This window comes from Streptomyces sp. NBC_00162 (assembly GCF_024611995.1).
Classification (GTDB): Bacteria; Actinomycetota; Actinomycetes; order Streptomycetales; family Streptomycetaceae; genus Streptomyces.
Genome location: NZ_CP102509.1, coordinates 4,982,747 through 5,001,612 on the forward strand (window position 1 = coordinate 4,982,747; position 18,866 = coordinate 5,001,612).

22 protein-coding genes are annotated in these 18,866 nt (G+C 70.5%); 15 read left to right on the forward strand and 7 right to left on the reverse strand.

From position 1 onward, the window contains the following. The first annotated feature begins 7 nt into the window (after positions 1–7). Positions 8–526, forward strand: coding sequence for an SRPBCC domain-containing protein (locus tag JIW86_RS23265; protein WP_257555774.1), 519 nt, complete (start codon positions 8–10; stop codon positions 524–526). Positions 527–560: 34 nt separating this feature from the next. Here JIW86_RS23265 and JIW86_RS23270 read toward each other — a convergent pair whose 3' ends face one another. Further along, complete coding sequence (locus JIW86_RS23270) at positions 561–857, reverse strand: PLD nuclease N-terminal domain-containing protein (RefSeq protein WP_257555775.1); 297 nt, start codon at positions 855–857, stop codon at positions 561–563. 90 nt (positions 858–947) lie between these two features. On the opposite strand from JIW86_RS23270, the gene JIW86_RS23275 reads away from it, so the two are divergent. The 3 genes from JIW86_RS23275 to mqnP are packed head-to-tail and all read left to right on the forward strand — an operon-like array spanning position 948 to position 3,798. Continuing rightward, complete coding sequence (locus tag JIW86_RS23275; RefSeq protein WP_215146557.1) at positions 948–2,405, forward strand: menaquinone biosynthesis decarboxylase; 1,458 nt, start codon at positions 948–950, stop codon at positions 2,403–2,405. Next, the gene (locus JIW86_RS23280; RefSeq protein WP_257555776.1) at positions 2,402–2,878 is read left to right on the forward strand and encodes a hypothetical protein; all 477 of its coding nucleotides are present in this window, start codon (positions 2,402–2,404) and stop codon (positions 2,876–2,878) included. Before JIW86_RS23275 ends, JIW86_RS23280 begins: the two co-directional genes overlap by 4 nt. Beyond that, positions 2,878–3,798, forward strand: a complete 921-nt coding sequence (mqnP, locus tag JIW86_RS23285) for a menaquinone biosynthesis prenyltransferase MqnP (RefSeq protein WP_257559401.1) — start codon at positions 2,878–2,880, stop codon at positions 3,796–3,798. The genes JIW86_RS23280 and mqnP overlap by 1 nt, the downstream gene beginning before the upstream one ends. Before the next feature lie 13 nt (positions 3,799–3,811). Here mqnP and JIW86_RS23290 read toward each other — a convergent pair whose 3' ends face one another. Continuing rightward, entirely contained in the window at positions 3,812–4,408 is a 597-nt protein-coding gene (locus JIW86_RS23290; protein ID WP_416237587.1) for a rhomboid family intramembrane serine protease, read from the reverse strand. A gap of 91 nt (positions 4,409–4,499) precedes the next feature. Between JIW86_RS23290 and JIW86_RS23295 the strand changes: the two genes are divergently transcribed. Continuing rightward, positions 4,500–5,180 (forward strand): UbiX family flavin prenyltransferase, encoded by a 681-nt coding sequence (locus JIW86_RS23295; RefSeq protein ID WP_257555777.1) that lies wholly within the window; start codon positions 4,500–4,502, stop codon positions 5,178–5,180. Here the strand turns inward: JIW86_RS23295 and JIW86_RS23300 are convergent. Then, positions 5,177–5,311: a hypothetical protein gene (locus JIW86_RS23300; RefSeq protein ID WP_257555778.1), complete on the reverse strand. Its 135-nt coding sequence runs from the start codon at positions 5,309–5,311 to the stop codon at positions 5,177–5,179. The two genes, JIW86_RS23295 and JIW86_RS23300, sit on opposite strands and share 4 nt — an antisense overlap. 121 nt (positions 5,312–5,432) lie before the next feature. Here JIW86_RS23300 and JIW86_RS23305 point away from each other — a divergent pair, with 121 nt between their 5' ends. From JIW86_RS23305 to JIW86_RS23325, 5 genes are all read left to right on the forward strand, one after another. After that, positions 5,433–5,888, forward strand: a complete 456-nt coding sequence (locus tag JIW86_RS23305) for an Lrp/AsnC family transcriptional regulator (protein ID WP_257555779.1) — start codon at positions 5,433–5,435, stop codon at positions 5,886–5,888. Between the two features lie 52 nt (positions 5,889–5,940). Next, on the forward strand, positions 5,941–7,104 hold the full coding sequence (gene mqnE / locus JIW86_RS23310; RefSeq protein ID WP_069920704.1) for an aminofutalosine synthase MqnE: 1,164 nt from the start codon (positions 5,941–5,943) through the stop codon (positions 7,102–7,104). A gap of 93 nt (positions 7,105–7,197) precedes the next feature. After that, complete coding sequence (locus JIW86_RS23315; protein WP_257555780.1) at positions 7,198–7,722, forward strand: GNAT family N-acetyltransferase; 525 nt, start codon at positions 7,198–7,200, stop codon at positions 7,720–7,722. Positions 7,723–7,787: 65 nt separating this feature from the next. Next, entirely contained in the window at positions 7,788–8,129 is a 342-nt protein-coding gene (locus JIW86_RS23320; RefSeq protein WP_322975543.1) for a DUF4229 domain-containing protein, read from the forward strand. Between the two features lie 387 nt (positions 8,130–8,516). Continuing rightward, complete coding sequence (locus tag JIW86_RS23325) at positions 8,517–9,848, forward strand: dicarboxylate/amino acid:cation symporter (protein ID WP_215146563.1); 1,332 nt, start codon at positions 8,517–8,519, stop codon at positions 9,846–9,848. Positions 9,849–9,903: 55 nt separating this feature from the next. Here JIW86_RS23325 and JIW86_RS23330 read toward each other — a convergent pair whose 3' ends face one another. The 4 genes from JIW86_RS23330 to JIW86_RS23345 are packed head-to-tail and all read right to left on the reverse strand — an operon-like array spanning position 9,904 to position 12,360. After that, positions 9,904–10,248, reverse strand: a complete 345-nt coding sequence (locus tag JIW86_RS23330) for a hypothetical protein (RefSeq protein WP_257555781.1) — start codon at positions 10,246–10,248, stop codon at positions 9,904–9,906. Next, a complete protein-coding gene (locus tag JIW86_RS23335; RefSeq protein WP_257555782.1) occupies positions 10,221–10,541 on the reverse strand; it encodes a hypothetical protein in 321 nt (106 codons plus the stop codon). The genes JIW86_RS23330 and JIW86_RS23335 overlap by 28 nt, the downstream gene beginning before the upstream one ends. Continuing rightward, the gene (locus tag JIW86_RS23340) at positions 10,538–11,926 is read right to left on the reverse strand and encodes a hypothetical protein (RefSeq protein WP_257555783.1); all 1,389 of its coding nucleotides are present in this window, start codon (positions 11,924–11,926) and stop codon (positions 10,538–10,540) included. Before JIW86_RS23340 ends, JIW86_RS23335 begins: the two co-directional genes overlap by 4 nt. After that, entirely contained in the window at positions 11,923–12,360 is a 438-nt protein-coding gene (locus JIW86_RS23345) for a hypothetical protein (protein ID WP_257555784.1), read from the reverse strand. Before JIW86_RS23345 ends, JIW86_RS23340 begins: the two co-directional genes overlap by 4 nt. A gap of 138 nt (positions 12,361–12,498) precedes the next feature. Between JIW86_RS23345 and JIW86_RS23350 the strand changes: the two genes are divergently transcribed. The 5 genes from JIW86_RS23350 to JIW86_RS23370 all read left to right on the forward strand — a co-directional run bounded on the left by JIW86_RS23350 (position 12,499) and on the right by JIW86_RS23370 (position 18,848). Further along, on the forward strand, positions 12,499–12,975 hold the full coding sequence (locus tag JIW86_RS23350) for a hypothetical protein (protein WP_257555785.1): 477 nt from the start codon (positions 12,499–12,501) through the stop codon (positions 12,973–12,975). A gap of 60 nt (positions 12,976–13,035) precedes the next feature. Further along, positions 13,036–13,974 carry a MerR family transcriptional regulator gene (locus tag JIW86_RS23355; protein ID WP_257552227.1) on the forward strand — a complete coding sequence of 313 codons (939 nt, stop codon included), beginning with the start codon at positions 13,036–13,038 and terminating at the stop codon, positions 13,972–13,974. A gap of 323 nt (positions 13,975–14,297) precedes the next feature. After that, the gene (locus JIW86_RS23360; protein WP_257555786.1) at positions 14,298–15,155 is read left to right on the forward strand and encodes a helix-turn-helix domain-containing protein; all 858 of its coding nucleotides are present in this window, start codon (positions 14,298–14,300) and stop codon (positions 15,153–15,155) included. A 133-nt stretch (positions 15,156–15,288) separates the two neighbouring features. Continuing rightward, positions 15,289–17,175 (forward strand): AMP-dependent synthetase/ligase, encoded by a 1,887-nt coding sequence (locus JIW86_RS23365; protein WP_257559404.1) that lies wholly within the window; start codon positions 15,289–15,291, stop codon positions 17,173–17,175. A 182-nt stretch (positions 17,176–17,357) separates the two neighbouring features. After that, a complete protein-coding gene (locus tag JIW86_RS23370) occupies positions 17,358–18,848 on the forward strand; it encodes an alpha/beta hydrolase (protein ID WP_257555787.1) in 1,491 nt (496 codons plus the stop codon). The last annotated feature ends 18 nt before the right edge of the window (positions 18,849–18,866 follow it).

Below are 18,866 nucleotides of genomic sequence, written 5' to 3' on the forward strand. Positions count from 1 at the left end.
TGGTGTCATGCCTCCTGTGAGTCATGGCACCAGCGAGGGCCGCGGCGAGGACCGCTGGCGGATCCGCTTCGAGCTGCACTTTCCGTACGCCTACGAAGCGCTCTGGCCGGCCCTGACCACGCCCGACGGCCTGCGCGGCTGGCTGGCCGAGGCGGAGGTCCTGGAGCGCAGGCTCGGCGGGGCGGTCACGCTCCGCTGGCCGGCAGGTCCTTTTCAAAACATCGGGACGGTGGCCACCGGCCGCGTCACGGCCTGGGACGTCGAGCGGGTCGTCGAGTACACGGTGACCGGGCACGAGCGGATCCGCTTCCACCTGGAGCCGGTGGGGACCGACTCGACGGTCATCCGCTTCGTGAACGAGCGGAGCGGACCGGAGAGCGAGCGGCTGGACTCCCTGGCCGGCTGGCACGCGCACTTCGAGCTGCTGGAATCCGCGCTGGGCGGACGGCCGGCGAACTGGGCCGCCTGGACCGCCACCCGCTGGGCCGCGCTGCGCGAGGACTACGCGTCCCTCTCCAGGGCGTAGGAGCCGCGCGCGGGCGAACGGCTGGTCCGTGCGGCTAGTCCGTGCCCGTGCCCTTGTCCTTCTCCTGCTCGTCGCGCAGGGACTTCAGGAACTCCGGGTTGTCGTCGGGCGCGACCCACTGGGCCCGGCGCGCCCGGCCGCCGCCGGCCGCGGCCCGCTTCTTCCCCGCGAACAGCCACACCACCGGCCCGACGATGGAGAAGAGCAGGATGATGATCACCCAGACCACCTTGGGCAGGTGCTTGACCTCTTCCTCCGGCGTGTTCAGGCAGTCGATGAAGGCGTAGATGGTCAGCGCGAGGATCAGCAGGAACGGCAGATAGCGCAGCACGGTGTGGGACCGACTCCCGGGCAGTGACGGCGGGCCCGCGAAGGGCCCCGGTGACCCTTCAAGGGTAGTTGGTGACGGATACTGAGCCCTATGGCTTACGACGATCTCCGCTCGCTGCTCCGGGCTCTGGAGCGGGAGGGCGACCTCAAGCGCATCAAGGCCGAAGTCGACCCCCATCTCGAGGTGGGGGAGATCGTCGACAGAGTGAACAAGGCGGGGGGCCCGGCCCTCCTCTTCGAGAACGTCAAGGGCTCGGCGATGCCGCTGGCCATGAACGTCTTCGGCACCGACCGGCGCCTGCTGAAGGCGCTGGGCCTGAAGTCGTACGGCGAGATCAGCGAGAAGATCGGCGGCCTGCTCAAGCCGGAGCTGCCGCAGGGCTTCATCGGGGTCCGCGAGGCCTTCGGCAAGCTCGGCTCGATGGTGCACGTGCCGCCGAAGAAGGTGAAGGGCGACGCCGCGCCCGTCCAGGAGGTCGTCCTCACCGGCGACGACGTGGACCTCGACCAGCTCCCGGCCCTCTTCACGTGGCCCAAGGACGGCGGCTCCTTCTTCAACCTGGGCCTCACCCACACCAAGCACCCCGAGACGGGCGTGCGCAACCTCGGCCTCTACCGCCTCCAGCGCCACGACAAGCGCACCATCGGCATGCACTGGCAGATCCACAAGGACAGCCGCAACCACTACGCGGTGGCCGCCAAGCGCGGTGAGCGGCTGCCGGTCGCGATCGCCTTCGGCTGCCCGCCCGCGGTGACGTACGCGTCCACCGCGCCGCTGCCCGGCGACATCGACGAGTACCTCTTCGCCGGCTTCGTCGCCGGCAAGCGCATCGAGATGGTCGACTGCAAGACCGTGCCGCTCCAGGTCCCGGCCAACGCGGAGGTCGTGATCGAGGGCTGGCTGGAGCCGGGGGAGACGCTCCCGGAGGGCCCCTTCGGCGACCACACCGGCTTCTACACCCCGCAGGAGCCGTTCCCGGCGCTGAAGATCGACTGCGTGACCATGCGCAAGCGCCCGCTGATCCAGTCGATCGTGGTGGGCCGCCCGCCGACCGAGGACGGCCCGCTGGGCCGCGCGACGGAACGCTTCTTCCTCCCGCTCCTCAAGATCATCGTGCCCGACATCGTGGACTACCACCTGCCCGAGTCGGGCGGGTTCCACAACTGCGCGATCGTCTCGATCGACAAGAAGTACCCGAAGCACGCGCAGAAGGTCATGCACGCCATCTGGGGCGCGCACATGATGTCGCTGACCAAGCTGATCATCGTGGTGGACGCCGACTGCGACGTCCACGACCTGCACGAGGTGTCCTGGCGGGCGCTCGGCAACACGGACTACTCCCGGGACCTGACGGTCGTCGAAGGGCCGGTGGACCACCTGGACCACGCCTCGTACCAGCAGTTCTGGGGCGGCAAGGCGGGCATCGACGCCACCAAGAAGCTCCCCGAGGAGGGCTACACCCGCGACGGCGGCTGGCCCGACATGGTCGAGTCCGACCCGGCGACCGCCGCGCTCGTGGACCGCCGCTGGAAGGAATACGGGCTGTGAGCCCGATCGCGATGGGCGGCCCCGCCCTCTTCCTCGGCGGCGAGACGTACGTGGCCCTCGTGCGCCCGGAGCTCGACCCGGCCGACCCGGGCGTCCGGCGGGCCGCCGAGGAGGCGGGCGTCTCCCCGGAGGAGTTCGCCGGGCCCGGCAACATCTGGGCGCTGATGCTGGACTGGGCCGACGACGAGGGCGGCGAGGGCGGCGGCTTCGAGCTGCCGGGCCTGCGCGACTCCGAGGCGGACGACTTCGCCGAGCGGCTGCAGGCGGCCCTGGCCGCCGGCGGCCGGTTCACCGTCGAGGCCGGCGCCGTACTTCGGCTCGACGGCCGCCCGGTCGGCGAGGACTACGCCTTCACGGCCAGGATCACCCCGCCCGAGGGTGACGCCGAGGCCTTCCTGATCCTGGAGACGGACCCGGTCCCCACGGCCACGCTGCTGGCCGACCTCGAAGAGTTCCGCGGGAGCCTCGCATGATGACCACTGCCGACGGAGTGGTCGGGCCCGGCCCCGCACCCGAGGCCACCAACAAGATCAAGGCGTTCCTGCGGCTCGTGATGATCGAGCACTCGGTCTTCGCGCTGCCCTTCGCCTACATCGCCGCGCTCACCGCGATGTTCCAGCTCGACCGGAGCGTGCACTGGGGCAAGCTGCTGCTCGTCACCGTCTGCATGGTGGGCCTGCGGACCTTCGCGATGGCCGCCAACCGGATCATCGACCGCGAGATCGACGCGCGGAACCCGCGCACCGCCGGCCGCGAGCTGGTCACCGGCGCGGTCTCGGTCCGCTCGGCCTGGACGGGGGCGGGGATCGCGCTCGTCGTCTTCCTCGGCTCGGCGGCGCTGCTGAACCCGCTATGCCTGGCTCTGGCGCCCGTCGCGGTGATCCCGATGGTGGTGTACCCGTACGGCAAGAGGTTCACGAACTTCCCGCACGCCATCCTGGGCCTGGCCCAGGCGATCGGCCCGGTCGGGGCCTGGCTGGCGGTCACCGGCGAGTGGTCGTGGGACGCGGTGGTCCTGGGCCTCGCGGTGGGCGTGTGGATCGGCGGCTTCGACCTGATCTTCGGCTCCCAGGACGTCGCCGCGGACCGCGCGGAGGGCGTCAAGTCCGTCCCGGCCCGCTTCGGTGTCCCGGCCGCCCTGTGGGGGGCCCGCGGCGCGCACGTCGTGACCACGGCCCTGCTGGTCTGGTACGCCCTCGCCACGGACGCGGGGATGTTCTTCTGGGCGGGCCTGCTGATCGTGGTCTGCGCGTTCTTCTACGAGCACTCCATCGTGACGCCGCACGACCTGTCCCGTCTGAACCGCGCCTTCTTCACGGTCAACGGGTTCATCGGGATTGCCCTGTTCGTGTGTGCAGTGATGGATCTGGCGGTCCGGGGCCTGACCTTCTAGGCCCGGACAGGCCCTAGGCGATGGCGGGGCGGCGGACCGGCCGGCGGAAGAAGAGGGCCGTCACCACGCCCGCCACGAGGCCTATGAGGTGGGCGTACCAGCCGACGCCGTCCGCCGGCAGGATGCCGAGGAAGGCCGTGGTGCCCCAGAGCGCGGCGAGGGCGAGTCCCACTGCCGCGTTCAGCGGCTTGCGTTCGACGAAGCCGCGGACGACCACGTAGCCGAAGAGGCCGAAGACCAGCCCCGAGGCACCGGCCCCGACGCTGTTCGGAGGGGCGATCAGCCAGGCGCCGATGCCGACCGCGGCGATGTTCAGCGCGCTCACGGCCAGGAAGCGGCGGATGCCGCTGAGGGCGGCGATGAAGCCGAGGACCAACAGCGGAAGGCTGTTGGACGCCACGTGGCCGAAGCCGAAGTGCAGGAACGGATGGGCGGCGATGCCGATCAGCCGGTCGGGGTCGCGGGGGAAGATCCCGTACGCGTCCAGCGCGTGGCCGGTGGCGAAATCGATCGCCTCGATCACCCACAGCAGGGCCACCCAGCCGAGCATCAGCTTGGCCGCGGCCTTCGCCCGGTCGGTCTGTGTCCAGGCGTCCTGAGCCGTGCTCACCGTCGTCCCCCTTGTCGTGCCGTCCCACCCCCTGGAACGTCCGGCCACCTTAGCGAGTGCCCGCCCGTGGTGGCCGGATAGTCTCGGAGGTATGACTGAGCGCAAGCGCACCCCGTGGGTGGTAGGGGTTTCCGGGGCTTCCGGGACCCCGTACGCGGCGGCGGTGCTCCGCGGGCTGCTCGCGGCGGGGGAGAGCGTCGACCTGGTGGTCAGCCGGGCCTCGCGGCTCACCCTGCTGGACGAGACCGGGATCGCCTTCCGGGACGCGCACTGGCGGGACGATCTGACGGAGTGGCTGGCGCGCGGCGCCGACGGCAAGCCGGGGACGTTCGAGCCCGTCACGGGCGACGTGCGGTACTGGGGCGCCGGGGACCTGGCGGCCGGACCGAGTTCGGGCTCGTACCCCGTCAAGGGGATGCTCGTCGTCCCCGCCTCCACGGCGTGCGTGGCGGGGGTGGCGCTCGGGCTGTCGAAGGACCTGCTCCAGCGCGTGGCGAGCGTGACGCTCAAGGAGCGGCGCCGGCTGGTGGTGTGTGTGCGGGAGACCCCGCTGAACGGGCAGACGCTGAAGCATCTGGTGACGCTGGACGAGGCGGGCGCGATCGTGCTGCCCGCCTCTCCGGCGTTCTACGCGGGTGCGACGCACATCCAGGATCTGGTGGATTTCGTCGCGGGGCGGGTGCTGGACGCGGCAGGGGTGCCGCACCGGCTGTACCGCCGTTGGGAGGGGGAGCTGGGGAGCTCCCGGCCTCCGGAGGCAAGCGGTGGTTAGCGCTTCTTGGCGCTGCTCGGCCTGCGGGTCTTGTCCACGCGGTGGGCGGCGGACGGCTGGTCGGTGCGGGATCGGTTGGCCAGCTCCTGGAGCTGTCGCATGTGTGCGTAGGCCATCTCGATCGTGTACACGGTGAACCACTCCTGAAGATCGTCATTGATCTGTTGAAAGATTCACAGGGTGTTGACCCTGTGTGCCTTAGATTCTATACCTAGACTTGCAGGATCGCCGAATAATGGAAGGCTCCACGTAATGGACACGGTGGACAGGCAGCTCATCCAGGCACTTCGCGAGAACGGTCGTGCCTCGTATGCGGAGCTGGGCCGTCTCGTGGGCCTTTCCGGCCCCAGCGTCACCGACCGCATCAACCGGCTGGAGACGGCCGGCGTCATCACCGGCTACCGCGCGACCGTGAACGCGGCCTCGCTCGGCCTCGGCGTCACCGCGCTGATCGGGCTCTCCATGTCCGATGCCGCCGACCACGAGGACGTCGCCCGGCGGCTGCGCGACCTCGCCGAGATCGAGGACTGCTGGTTCATCGCCGGTGACGACTCCTTCATGCTGAAGGTGCGCGCCAACGACGTGGACGGCCTGGAGAAGATCATCCGCAGGCTCTCCGGCACCAAGGGCGTTTCCCGCACCCGTACCACCATCGTGCTCTCCACGAAGTGGGAGAACCGGGTCGGGGAACTTCCGGAGGAAGGCTGAGAGTACGGTTGGTCGGGTTGCAGGACAGGCATCTAGAGGAGGCGACCGGTACATGGACGCTGGGCTCAAGCGCGAGCTGGAGGAGAAGGTCCGCTCCGGCGAGCGGCTGACCCGTGAGGACGGCATCGCCCTCTACGAGTCGGACGACCTGGCCTGGCTCGGTGGCCTCGCCCACGAGGTGCGCACGCGCAAGAACGGCGACGTCGTCCACTTCAACGTCAACCGCCACCTCAACATGACGAACGTGTGCACCGCTTCGTGCGCGTACTGCTCGTTCCAGCGCAAGCCGGGCGAGAAGGACGCGTACACGATGCGCATCGAGGAGGCCGTGCGCCTGGCCAAGGCCATGGAGAACGACAACCTCACCGAGCTGCACATCGTCAACGGCCTGCACCCGAACCTGCCGTGGCGCTACTACCCGCGCTCGCTGTCCGAACTGAAGAAGGCGCTGCCGAACGTCTCGCTGAAGGCGTTCACGGCGACGGAGATCCACCACTTCGAGACGATCTCCGGCATGTCCGCCTCGGACATCCTGGACGAACTGATCGAGGCCGGCCTGGAGTCGCTCACCGGCGGCGGCGCGGAGATCTTCGACTGGGAGGTCCGGCAGCACATCGTCGACCACCGCACCCACTGGGAGGACTGGTCGCGCATCCACCGGCTGGCGCACTCGAAGGGTCTCAAGACCCCTTCGACGATGCTGTACGGGCACATCGAGGAGCCGCGCCACCGCGTGGACCACGTGCTGCGGCTGCGCGAGCTCCAGGACGAGACCGGTGGCTTCCAGGTCTTCATCCCGCTGCGCTACCAGCACGACTTCGTGGACATGCAGGACGGCAAGGTGCGCAACAAGCTCCAGGCGCGGACGACGATGGCGACGGGCGCCGAGGCGCTCAAGACCTTCGCCGTCTCGCGACTGCTCTTCGACAACGTGCCGCACGTCAAGGTCTTCTGGGTGATGCACGGCGTGCAGACCGCCCAGCTCGCGCTCCAGCACGGCGCGGACGACATGGACGGCTCGGTCGTCGAGTACAAGATCACGCACGACGCGGACAACTACGGCACCCCGAACAAGCTGGGCCGTGAGGATCTGCTGGAGCTGATCCGGGAGGCGGGCTTCCGCCCGGTCGAGCGCAACACGCGCTACGAGATCATCCGCGAGTACCCCGGCCCGGACGCGGGTCTGCGCGAGACCCCGCAGGCGATGCGGGTCTGACGCCGCGTCGCGCGAGGCATGCGGCGAGCCCCGGTCCGATGTGCGGGCCGGGGCTTCGTTGCCAGCGGTGACGGTAATGGATAATCTTTCGCTGTGACCCTTACTTTCACTCTGGATCCGGTCATCGACCCCGCCCTGCGTGACGGCATCCTGTCGCTGTGGGCCGACGTCTCCAACGCGGGCGGCGCCGTGGGCTTCGTGCCCCCGGTCACCCCCGACGACATCCGCCCGGCGCTGATCACGCAGCTCACCGCGGTCGCCGACGGGGGCACCCGGCTCCTCGTCGGGCACGACGGGGCGGGCGAGGTCGCCGCGACCGCCTTCCTCACCCACAACACGCACCGGCTCCAACTGCATTGGGTGTGGGCCTACACGGTGATGGTCCACCCGCGCCACCAGGGCAAGGGGTACGGCCGCGACCTGATGGCCGCGGCGGCGGACGCGGCCCGCTCCCTCGAGGGCATCGACGCGATCCGCCTCGGCTGCCGCGGCGGCCACGGCCTGGAGCACTTCTACGCGTCCTGCGGCTACAAGGAGGTCGGGCGAGTCCCCGACGCCATCCGCGTCGCCCCCGGCGACGACCGCGACGACATCACGATGCTGCTGCCGTTGCACTGAGCCGCCGCCGGGGGTACCCCCAGCGGGCCGGAGAGGGCGAGCGGCGTGCTTCACTGGATGGGCACGTGCCGCCGTACGAAGACGAGAAAGAAGGGGTCACCGTGTCCCTCAAGCCGAGCGCGACGATCCGCTACACCGCGATGCGTCTGGGCATCTTCGTCGGATGCCTCGTCGTCGTCGCCGTCCTGGTCCGCCTCCGCTGGGTGCCCGCCGGGCTCGGGGACGCCAACTTCGCCTGGATCGTGCTGCTGGCCCTCGTCCTCTCCGCTCCGCTCTCCTTCGTGCTGCTGCGCAAGCAGCGCGACGAGATGTCCCAGCAGATCTCCGGCCGCGTGGCGGGCGCGAAGCAGACGCTCGCCGAGAACCGCAGCCAGGAGGACGCGGCCGACGACGCCGCGCGCGCCTGAGCTTCTGGCGCCGGGGTCGCGTTGACCTCCCGTTAGCTTCATCACACACCGAACGCCCCAGTACCGGGTTCACCGCCCGCAGTGCTGGGGCGTTCGTGCGTGGCCGTCTCAAAGAACCCCTTTGAGATTCTCAAAGGGGAAGTGTTAGCGTGTTCAACATGTCGACCACAGTTGCGCACCCGATGACCGCGAGCGTCCCGCTCGTGGCGCGCCTGCACGTCGACCTCTGCCGCCGCGCCTCCGCGGCCTGTTGCTGTTGATCCGCATCGCGAGCTGAATCGATACAGCAGCGGTCCCGGCCGGCCGCCCTTCTGGCTGCTGCCGCACCGCATCACCCCCCCCCGCAGAACTTCCCCCTGTCTTCGTGCGCACCCCCGGAGAGTGTCCGTGTCCGCGTCCCCCCAGGCCCAGGCTCCCGCCAAGGCCTCGTTCAAGTTCCCCTTCTGGGCCCAGATCATCGCCGGTCTGGCCCTCGGCGTCCTCTTCGGCTGGATCGCCCGCAGCCAGGACGTCAGTTGGCTCGGCACCACCCTGGAGAAGACCGGCGACATCTTCGTCCAGCTGCTGAAGCTGGCCATCGCCCCGCTCGTCTTCTTCGCGATCCTGGTGTCCATCACCAACCTGCGGAAGGTGAACAACGCCGCGCGGCTTGCCTCGCGCACGCTGCTCTGGTTCATGATCACCTCGCTGATCGCGGTCGGCATAGGCATAGCCATCGGCCTGCTGACCGACCCGGGCTCGGGCACCGGCCTCACCGCGGCCGACGGCAAGGAGCCCAAGAAGGCCGGCTCCTGGATCGACTTCCTGACCGGGATCGTGCCGACGGACATCGTCACGCCGTTCACCGAGCTGAAGGTCCTTCAGATCGTCTTCCTGGCCGTCGTCGCCGGCATCGCCGCCCTCCAGCTCGGCAACAAGGCCAAGCCGGTCCTCGACCTCGCCGAGTCCGTGCTGGAGCTGCTCCAGAAGGCCCTGTGGTGGGTCATCCGCCTCGCCCCGATCGGCACCATCGGCCTGATCGGCACCGCGATCGCCACGTACGGCTGGGAGCTCATCGGCAAGTACGCGACCTTCACCGCCGACATCTACATCGGCTGCGCCCTGGTGATGTTCGGCGTGTACCCGCTGCTGCTCGCCACGGTCGCCAAGGTCAGCCCGCTGCAGTTCTTCAAGGGCGCCTGGCCCGCCATCCAGCTGGCCTTCGTCTCCCGCTCCTCGGTCGGCACCATGCCGGTCACCCAGAAGGTCACCGAGCGCCTCGGCGTCCCGAAGGAGTACGCCTCCTTCGCCGTCCCGTTCGGCGCCACCACGAAGATGGACGGCTGCGCCGCGATCTACCCGGCGCTCGCCGCGATCTTCATCGCGCAGATCTTCGACGTGCAGCTGGGCATCAAGGAGTACCTGCTCATCGTGTTCGTCTCGGTCATCGGCTCGGCCGCGACGGCCGGTCTGACCGGCGCCACGGTCATGCTGACGCTGACCCTGTCCACGCTGGGCCTGCCGCTGGCGGGCGTCGGCCTGCTGATGGCGATCGACCCGATCCTGGACATGATGCGCACCGCCACCAACGTGGCCGGCCAGGCGCTGGTCCCGGTCATCGTCTCGGCCCGTGAGGGGATCCTGGACAAGGAGGCCTACGCCTCCGCCTCGGCCTCCCCGCTGGACGAGCCCGCCCCGGCGCAGCCCGCGAAGGCGGACCCGGTCCCCGTGGCCGCCTGACGCTTCCGCACTCGCCGCAGCCCCCGCCCCCGTCCGGGCGGGGGCTGCGGCGTGCTCAGCCCAGGGTCTCCCCGCGGATGTACGCGATCGTCCCGAGCACGACCGGCACGGCGAGCCACCACGGGCCCATGGCCCGGCGGACGCTGGGGATGAGGGTGATGAGCAGGCCCAGCACGCTGAGGCACACGGAAACGAAGCACATCGCGGCGGTGTTCTCGTAGCCCTGGTGGTCCCATTCGGCCTGCGGCCCGGCGAACACGGCCAGGAACACGGCAGCGGCGTTCAGCAGGTGGATGATCCCGAGCGGGACCCCGAGCACCCAGCGCAGACATCCCCGGTCCTCGGGCAGGTCGATGTTCTCGCGCGGCAGCCTCAGCCGAGCGTCGCGATACGCACCCACGCGATCACCCCCAGGACGAGGGGCGGGGCGAGCCACCACAGGCCCATGGTCCGGCGGACGGGAGGGATGAGGGTGATCAGGATCCCGGTCACGCTCAGGAAGACGGCGAGCAGGCAGGCCAGCTCGGTTCCGCCGTACCCCTGGGTGTCCCATTCGCCTGCCGGGCCCGCCGACACGGCGAGATAGACGAGGGCGGCGTTCAGCAGGTGGACGAGCCCGAGAGGCACTCCGAACACCCAGCGCACCCATCGACGGTCCCTGGCCAGGGCGCCGTCCCCGCAGCCGTCCGTCATCGCATCGCGTCCTTCACCTTGCCGAGATTGTCGCCGAAATCATTGCCGTAGTTCTGGGCCTTGTCAGACTCCCAGTACGGGCCGCCGTTGTAGCGGGCGGCGATCTCCCGCATCTGGGCATCGGTCAGCTGGTCGGCGGGAACGTCGCCGTAGCCCGCCTCCGCCTTGATCTGGGCAAGGAAACCAGCGGCGATGAAAGCATTCTGCTTCGGGTCCTGCAATGACTCCTCGACGAGGTCGCGCTGGTCGCCGGTGAGGTGCGCCGGATCGTAGCCGAGCACTTCGGCCCCGCGCCGGACCTGGATGGCGATCGGGCCGAAGGAGGTCTCGTCGGGTGCTCCCCCCGCCCGGCTGAAGAGGTTCTCGGGGGTGATGGGGCTCAGGAAGGTATCGGCCAGACCGCGTGCCGTGTCGACACCGTCGTCGATGATCCCGTACTGGCCGCCGATCTCCTTCCAGGCGATGCCCGCGACCAGCTCTTCGGGCAGCCCGGAGCGCTGGGCAGCGGCGCGCAGGATCGCCTTGTTGTGGGAGATCCACTCGGCCCTCTCCTTGTCGTTGCCCGGCGGGTCCCAGTAGTTGTCGTCCGCCTCCGGCAGCCCTGCGACCCGCATCCGGATGTCACGCAGCTCCGGCGACATCTCGGCGTTCCCGAGCGGCCCCGTCATCTCCCGCTTGGGGCCGCTGCCCGGCAGATGGGTCAGCGGGCTGGTGCGGGCCTCCGCGGCCTCCCGGCGGATGTCCGCCATGGCCGCGTACAGGTCGGGCCGGCTGCCGCCGCCCTGCATCTTGAAGTCGGGCAGCAACTCGTACGCCTGCTGGAGCGCGTGCACGCACGTGCTGCGGGCCTCCTGCTCGGTGGTCTTCGCCAGCTGGAAGCTGCCGCCCGCGCCGTCGTGGAGCCGGTTCGCCTCGTCCCGGATGTCGTCCACGTCCATCGTGACCTCGGCCATCCAGTCGAAGACCCCGGTCGTGGCGCGCATGTCCTCCCACTGGCGCATGGGCTCGGCCTCCTGCGCGACCTTGGTGATCGCGGTGCCCTTCGTACCGATCAGCGCGGCGAGTGCCCGCTCGCAGCGCTTGCCGTCGCGGTAGTGGGTCTTGGCGGTGGCCAGGGCCAGGGCATAGGCGTTCAGGGCACTGGCCGCCTTGTCGTAGCCCTCGGCCATGTGGGTCACCAACTGGCGGGCCTCGGCGAGGCGTGAGGTGTACGTGTGGCTGCCGTCGCTCTGCCACTGCGTACGGGTCTCCGCCCGCCGGGCGGGCTCCTCCACCTGGACGAGGAGGTCGCGCAGCCGGCGGAACTCGGCGGCGTTGCGCTCGACGAGGGGAGGGTTGCACTCCTCCAGGAACTCGACGTCCTTGCGATGGCTGAGCCCGCTCACTTGCACTCCGGCGGTACGTACTGCCCTGATTCGAGCAGGTTGTTGAGGAAGGACCGGGCGGTGTCGTCGTCCACGTGGGCGAAGCTGGTGCCGGTCGTCTTGAGACGGGTGGCGAGGGCGGCGAACAGGCTGATCGTGTCCTTGAACTGGTCGTCGGCGAACCGGGCGAAGCGGAGGGCTTCCTTCGAGACGTCGGCGTGTGCCCGCGGGGCGCGGGCCATGGTGGAGGCGTCGCCGTCCGGGCGGCCCTCGTGCAGGAGCGCGGCGATCTCGATGAGGAGGTTGGCGTTGCCGTTGATGGACCCGGCCCCGGCCAGCAGGCTGCCCGGGCTGCCGCTCACCTCCGGCGCCACCTGGTTGAGCCGCATGGCGGGCGACTGCTGCCCGGCCAGGGCGGCAGCCTTGTGCTGCGCCCACTCCGCATCGAACGACACCTGGTTCCCCCCGACTTGACCCGGAAATGATGGATCATGTCCATGCTAATGCGGGGAAATTGGCATCGGCGCCATCAATGCCATCAATGAGTATCCGTACTCAGGACCAGGGCCGGTCGGGGTGCGAGCCTCGGCTGCATGAACAAGATCTACGGGGTGGTGGCGGGAAGCGCGGTTGCCGGGGCGGCCACGGGCTGGATGGCGAGGGCGCTGTGGCTGTGGGCCATCGCGGAGGACCAGCGCAGCTGCGCGGACAGCGTCTCGCTCTGCTTTTCCTTCTACCCGCTCGCAGGGATCGGGTTGTGGGTGCTCCTGGCCGTGCCAGTGCTCATGTGGGCCGTGTGGATGCTGAACGTACGGCCGTTGAAGACGACGGTCGCGGCGTCCTTCGCCCTCCAGTGGTTCATCATCGTCGTCGTGGCAGCCATTTCCCGGCACGAACTCCCCGAGTCCACGGCCCTGACCGTCGGGGCCATGGCGCTGGGTCCGGCGCTGGTCGCGCTCGCCGCCGATCCCGCGAGGCGCTGGGCGGGGCTGATCGCCATCGGCGTGCTGGTGACGGCGGGTCTCTCGCTCGTCTGGCTCTCCATCCACCTGAGCACGAACTTCATCTAGCTGAACGAGTCCCAGGACAGCCTTGAGTCTCCAGTGACTGGAGACAGCAGAGTGGGGGACATGGACGTTACGACCCTCTACTCGATCGGGGAGCTTTCCCGGCGGACCGGCTTGGCCGTGAGGACCATCCGGTTCTACTCCGATTCGGGGGTGGTGGCGCCGACCACCGGAAGCCCCGCCGGCTATCGGCTCTACGATCACGACGCACTGCTTCGTCTCGAACTCCTCCGCACACTGCGCGAGCTGGGCATGGACCTGGCCACGATTCAACGGGTACTGGACCGCGAGCGCTCGGTGGCGGAAGTCGCCGCGGCGCACGCCGATGCCGTGGACATCCAGATCCGGGTGCTGCAACTGCGTCGGAGCGTTCTGCGAGTCGTGGCCGGACGCGGGTCCAGTCCCGAGGAGACCAAGCTCATGCACAGGCTCACGCAGTTGTCCGGCGAGGAACGCCGGCGTTTGATCGACGATTTCATGGAAGGCACCTTCAGCACAGTGGATGGCGACCCGGCCGCGGTGGCCATGGTTCGCGCTGCCACTCCCGACCTCCCCGGTGATCCGTCCGGCGAGCAGGTCGCCGCGTGGGTGGAACTCGCCGAGCTGGTCGGCGACGAGGACTTCCGGGCCCGGATGCGCCGGACGGCCACATACCAGGCCTCCGGGCGCACGCCCGGCATCGAGAGCGAGATCGGCGAGGAACTGATGGGGTTCACCCGTCAGAAGGTGGCCGAGGCCATGGAGTCGGGCATCGACCCGCTCAGCGACAGGGGAGCACCCGTCATCGACGACCTCGTGCACCGCTTCGCCGAGGTGTTCGCGCGCACCCCTGACACGGAATTCCGGGACTGGATGGCCCAGCGGTTCGAAGAGGCGCACGATCCCCGCGTGGACCGGTACTGGTGGCTGGTGTGGATCGTCAACGGCTGGCAGGTGGTGCCGAACCTGATCCCGGTGTACCCCTGGCTCATCCAGGCCCTGCGAAATGGTCGCGCCGCATAGTCACCGCGGTGGGCGGCCGGGTCGCGGATTTCCGCGATTCGGAGGCGGACGTGGGGCGGGGGGAACCGTGACGCGGGGACCCGCGACCCGGTGCGCTCGGACGTCACCCCTTGAAATCACCGGAGGTGAAACCAACCCTCCCGACCCAACCTGCCTCGCCCTCCGGCTCCCGTAACTCACACGGGTGAACTGTGCCAACTGGGCTGGATTTCGGGATGGTTGGCGGGCATATGCTCGGCCCACAACGTCAGACATGAGACGGCCCCCGGCGGGACTGCAATCCCGGTCGAGGGCCTGACCAACTAGGAAGTAGCCCCTTCCCAATGGCTCTGAACGAGCTTAGCGCGCCCCCGCGCGTGTCGTCCCGTGTTCGTGCCGGGACCGCCCAATCCGGTGTCGTCCACGTCAACGTCCGGCACGCCGATCACTACACCGTGGTCGGCAACCACCTTGCGCAGCACCGTGGGTTGTCGCTGGTCGCGATCGGGCTGGCGCTCCACATCCAGTCGCTTCCGGCCGGTGCGAAGGTCGGCATCAAGAGGCTCACCGACCGGTTCCCGGAGGGGGAGGTCCGGATCGCCGCCGCCCTGCGGGAGCTGGAGGCGTTCGGGTACCTGGAGCGCAGCCGCGTCCGGCTGGCCGGCGGGCAGGTGGTCACCCGGACCGTGTCCTACAACCGGCCGCGCGGGATGCCGGCCGTGGCCGAACCGGAACCGGAACCGGAGCCGGAGCCGGTGGCCGAGCCCGCTCCGGTTCCGGAGCCCGCGCCCGAGCCCGTACCTCCACCAGCAGTGGACGCGCCGCCCGCGCGGCTCCGGCAGGAGGCCGAGGACCTGCTCGCGCGGCTGCGTGCCGACGACCCCCGGCTGTTGCTCGCGTACAAGGACGTGAAGCGACTCGCGCCCGGAGTGGCGGCCTGGCTGGAGCGCGGGGCCGACCCCGAAGCCGTACGACAGGTCCTGGCCGGAGACCTGCCCGTCCCCCTCCGCCATCCGGCGGGCCTGATCGCGCACCGCCTCCAGGCGAGCCTTCCGCCGCACCTTCCGCCGGCCCCGGTCGCCCGGCCGGTCCGCCGCCCCGACCCGCTCCAGAACTGCGACGGCTGCGAACGCGCCTTCCGCGCACCCGAACCGGGCCGCTGCCGGGACTGTCCGCCCGATGAGACGGCGGTCGCGGCGTAGTCACGAAGTCGGTGGTCGCGTGGAGCGTCCGTGAAGAAGGCGGTCAGGGGGGTGGCCGGACGGGTTACCGGTACGTAGATTACCGGCGGTAACTCCGTATTCCAGCCGAGGAGAGTCCGCCGTGGAAGCCGAGCTGAGGCTGGTCAGGCCCGTAGAGCCCGTCGAACCCGTCAAGACGGTCATCGACGGGGTGGTGCGCGAGGTGCACGTGCCCGCGCTGGTGGGCCCGCCGCAGAAGGGGTCGCTCGGGGACATCCCCTTCGACAACGCCCGGGAGGCGCCCGGCGAGGCGGTGCTCGCGCGCAAGGACCGGGACGGGAACTGGCGGGACGTGTCGGCGGCCCAGTTCGCCGCCGAGGTGCTCGCCGTCGCGAAAGGGCTGATAGCCGAGGGGCTGAGGGAGGGCGACCGGCTCGCCATCATGGCCCGCACGACCTACGAGTGGACGCTGCTCGACTTCGCCGGATGGGCCGCCGGGCTGGTCACCGTACCGATCTACCCCACCTCCTCCGCCCTCCAGGCACGCTGGATCATCCAGGACTCCGGCGCCGTGGCCTGCGCCGTCGAGGACACCGCGCAGGCGCGGATCATCAGCGCCGAGCGGGCGAACCTGCCGTGGCTGGCCCACCTGTGGGAGTTCGACACCGGCGCCCTCGCCCGGCTGGTCAAGGCCGGGGAGCACCTGCCCGACCGGGTGGTGCACGCGCGGCGGGCCGCCCGTACGCCGGAGGCCGTCGCGACCCTCATCTACACCTCCGGCACCACCGGGCAGCCCAAGGGATGCGTGATCACCCACGCGAACTTCTTCGCCGAGGTGGACAACGCGGTGGGCCTGCTGCACCCCGTCTTCAAGTCGGTCAGCAAGGATCCGGCCTCGACCCTGCTCTTCCTGCCGCTGTCCCACGTCTTCGGGCGGATGGTCGCCGTCGGCTGTCTGCGGGCCCGGGTGAAGCTGGGGCACGCGCCGAGCATCAGCACCGAGGACCTGCTGGCGGATCTCGCCGGGTTCCGGCCGACCTTCCTCCTCGCCATCCCGTACGTCCTGGAGAAGGTCTACAACACCGCCCGCGCCACCGCCGAGAAGATGGGCCGTGCCTCGTCCTTCGACCGGGCCGCCCGCATCGCGCGGCGCTTCGGCGAGATCGTCGAGGGCAGGAGCCCCGGGCTCGGGCTGCGCATCGCGCGGGCGCTGTACGAGCCGCTCGTCTACCGGCGGATCCGGGCCGCGCTCGGCGGCCGCGTCCGCTACATCCTCAGCGGTGGATCCCCGCTCGGCCGGCGCCTCGCCGCGTTCTACACGGGCGCGGGCGTCGAGGTCTTCGAGGGCTACGGGCTCACGGAGACGACCGGTGCGTCGACGGTGACCCCGCCGCTGCGGCCGAGGCTCGGCACGGTCGGCTGGCCCCTGCCGGGCACGGCCGTACGGATCGCGGACGACGGGGAGGTGCTGCTCGGCGGGCGCCACGTCTTCGCCGGGTACTGGAACAGCGGGCACGGCGTCCCGTACGGGAGCTGGCTGCCGACCGGCGACATCGGTGAGCTCGACGCCGACGGGTACCTCACCATCACCGGCCGCAAGAAGGACGTGATCATCACCACCGGCGGCAAGAACGTGGCCCCCGCACCCCTGGAGGACTGGCTGCGGGCCCACCCCCTGGTCGGCCAGTGCATGGTGGTCGGCGACAACCGGCCGTACATCACCGCACTGATCACCCTGGAGCCGGACGGCCTGCTGCACTGGCGCCAGATGCACAAGAAGCAGACGGTGCCGATCTACGAGCTGGTGCGGGACGAGGAACTGCGGGCGGACCTCCAGCGGGCGGTCGACGACGCGAACCGGCTGGTGTCGCGCGCCGAGTCGATCCGCCGCTTCACCATCCTCCAAGGCGACTTCACGGAGGCGCGCGGCCATCTGACCCCCTCCCTGAAGCTGAAGCGGGGCGCCGTCGCCCGCGACTACGCGCGCCAGATCGACGAGCTGTACCGGGGCCCCGCGGGCGGTGAGCCCCGCGAGGGGTGAGCCCGGCAAGGTGAGGCCGGCCGAGGGGCGGGGGCGCGCGGGCGCGCTTATGGTGGGCTGACCGGTCCGGGGGGACACCCGAGGAGGGTGCAGTGCACCGTTCCCGATCCCGTTCCCGCTTCCGTGGCCGGTCCCCTTCCCGTGGCCCTGCCCGTGGTCCTTCCCGCATAGCCGCCGCCTGTGTGCTGGTCGCGGCCTGCCTCGGGGCGGTTCCCGGCCCCGGCCCCGGCCCGAGCTCCGCACCTCCCGCCGCCATCCGCTGGGGGGACTGCCCCGAGCGGCCCGTGCCCGCCGGGATGCGCTGCGGGACGCTCGAGGTGCCCCTCGACCACGCGGCCCCCGGCAAGGGCACGGTCGAGATCGCCCTGGCCCGGATACCGGCCACCGACCGCAAGAAGCGCATCGGCTCGCTCCTGCTGAACTACGGCGGCCCCGGCGCCCCGGGCATCGCGAGCCTGGCCGCCGACCCCGACGCCTTCGCCGACCTCGGCGAGCGCTACGACCTCGTCGCCTTCGACCCGCGCGGGGTCGGCCACAGCGAGCCAGTCTCCTGCGGCGGCTCCCAGCAGGCCGACGACGAGGCGGGAGACCACGCCGCCGCGCAGCTGGCCGCCCTGCGCGCCGTGGTCAGGCGCTGCGAGCTCGCCTCCGGCCCGGTCCTCCCGTACATCGGGACCGTGCACGTCTCCCGCGACATGGACGTGATCCGCCGGGCCCTGGGAGACAAGAAGCTCCACTACCTCGGCTTCTCGTACGGGACCCGGCTCGGTGCCGTGTACGCGGCGCAGTTCCCCGGCAGCACCGGCCGCATGGTCCTCGACGGAGTGGACACCCTCACCGAGCCGCTGGCGGAGCAGGCCCTCGTCTCGGCGCGCGGCCAGCAGCGGGCCCTGGACCACTTCCTGTCCTGGTGCGCCCACCAGCAGGGCTGCGTCTACGGGACCAACACCCGCACCGCCAAGGAGAAGGTGGGCGCCCTGGTGACCCGGCTCGACGAGGAGCCGCTGGTCGGCCACGACGGCTCCTACGTGACCGGGCAGGATGCCGTCGGCGCGATCGGCGCCGCCCTGTACTCGCAGCTCATGTGGCCCGCGCTCGCCGACGCGCTGGCGATGGCCGAACGGGACCGCGACCCGGTGGGGCTGCTCCAGCTCGGCGGACCGATGGGCCCCTCCGAGGGCGGGGCGGGCAGCGGGGCGCAGGACGACGGCCCCGAGGCGGTGTCCGCGGACAACGCCGACGCCGCGCTCGCCGCCGTGAACTGCGCGGACGACCCGGACCGGTCGAACGACAAGGCCGCCCCGGCGGCCATAGAGAAGGAACTGGCAGACCTGAAGGGCGAGTTCCTCAAGGCCTCGAAGGTCTTCGGCCCGCGCCAGCTGATGACGGTGCTCTCCTGCTACGGGCGGCCCGCCGGCACCGACTTCATCCGGAAGATCGACCGCCCGGGAGCCCCGCGCATGCTGCTGGTCGGCACCCGCGGGGACCCGGCGACCCCGTACGAGTGGACGGAGGAGACGGCGAAGCGGCTCGGCTCGGCGGTGATCGTGGACTACAAGGGCGAGGGGCACACCGGTTACGTCTCCTCGCCCTGCGTCCGGGAGTACGTGGACCACTTCCTGATCGACGGGCGGCTGCCGCCGGGGACGCGGTCCTGCCCCGCCGTGGAGTGACCCGGCGGGGCAGGGGGC

Excerpts from the sequence above, each read along its gene's own strand:
- JIW86_RS23265 (WP_257555774.1), top strand. The coding sequence starts at position 8 with ATGCCTCCTGTGAGTCATGGCACCAGCGAGGGCCGCGGCGAGGACCGC.
- JIW86_RS23275 (WP_215146557.1), top strand. The coding sequence starts at position 948 with ATGGCTTACGACGATCTCCGCTCGCTGCTCCGGGCTCTGGAGCGGGAG.
- mqnP (WP_257559401.1), top strand. The coding sequence starts at position 2,878 with ATGACCACTGCCGACGGAGTGGTCGGGCCCGGCCCCGCACCCGAGGCC.
- JIW86_RS23295 (WP_257555777.1), top strand. The coding sequence starts at position 4,500 with ATGACTGAGCGCAAGCGCACCCCGTGGGTGGTAGGGGTTTCCGGGGCT.
- JIW86_RS23305 (WP_257555779.1), top strand. The coding sequence starts at position 5,433 with ATGGACACGGTGGACAGGCAGCTCATCCAGGCACTTCGCGAGAACGGT.
- mqnE (WP_069920704.1), top strand. The coding sequence starts at position 5,941 with ATGGACGCTGGGCTCAAGCGCGAGCTGGAGGAGAAGGTCCGCTCCGGC.
- JIW86_RS23335 (WP_257555782.1), bottom strand. The coding sequence starts at position 10,541 with ATGACGGACGGCTGCGGGGACGGCGCCCTGGCCAGGGACCGTCGATGG.
- JIW86_RS23350 (WP_257555785.1), top strand. The coding sequence starts at position 12,499 with ATGAACAAGATCTACGGGGTGGTGGCGGGAAGCGCGGTTGCCGGGGCG.
- JIW86_RS23355 (WP_257552227.1), top strand. The coding sequence starts at position 13,036 with ATGGACGTTACGACCCTCTACTCGATCGGGGAGCTTTCCCGGCGGACC.
- JIW86_RS23360 (WP_257555786.1), top strand. The coding sequence starts at position 14,298 with ATGGCTCTGAACGAGCTTAGCGCGCCCCCGCGCGTGTCGTCCCGTGTT.